Raw genomic sequence first — 773 nt, forward strand, 5'->3', positions numbered from 1 at the left:
GATGTGGTCGATGACGAACCCTGTCCGGGTCAGGCGACGCCGGATGACGGGAAGGAAGTCCACCAGGAATGCGGTCTCGCCCACCACTGTCGACGTCGATCGAGCAGTATCGGCGTCGGTGCTGCTGGCCCACTGCGCAGCCGGGCTCCGGCTCAGGCCGGTGTGCACGTCCGCGTGATAGGCCGCGACCGCGAGGATCAGCCAGCGTTCCAATTCTCGTAAGGTCAGTGCTGCTGTGCCCTCTGAGTCGTAGCTGCCCCGCTGCGTTGGGTTCGAGAACGTGGTGCCGGGGAGTTCGTGGACCTGGGTCATGACGGTGCCGATGATGCGTTCGACGATCCCGCCGTAATGCGGCCGGCCGGGTGGTCGGTAGCCGAGGTCGATGCCGTGTTGCGCGCAACCACGCTGGAGCGCTTCACTTTTGAACTCGGCGGCGTTGTCGACATACAAGGCGCGCGGCTTTCCGGCCATCGGCCACCGCACATCCGCGCCGAGGCCCAGTGCGTCGATCCATACGCTCTTGTCCGAGCACACCCTGCCCAGACACAATCCGACCGACACTGCGGACGGCGGATCGAGTGTGACGACGAAGCCCGGCACGCAGCGGCTGAAGACATCGATAGCAATCGTGAGATATGGACGTCCGATCGGCACCCGGTCGTATTCATCGACGATCATCAGATCGACCACGGTGTGATCAATCTGGACTTGCTGGAGAACCGCCGTCACCGGCGGCGGGACATCGCCCGCGGACTGCCGCGATCGGGCGGCGT

Annotated in this window: 1 protein-coding gene; it reads right to left on the reverse strand. The window is 64.9% G+C overall.

The annotated features are described in order from the left end of the window. The coding region (locus J1M86_RS24985; protein ID WP_206511786.1) for a DDE-type integrase/transposase/recombinase at nucleotides 1-773 on the reverse strand (773 nt) is incomplete at both ends.

Source organism: Rhodococcus sp. KRD197 (assembly GCF_017168235.1).
Classification (GTDB): Bacteria; Actinomycetota; Actinomycetes; order Mycobacteriales; family Mycobacteriaceae; genus Rhodococcoides.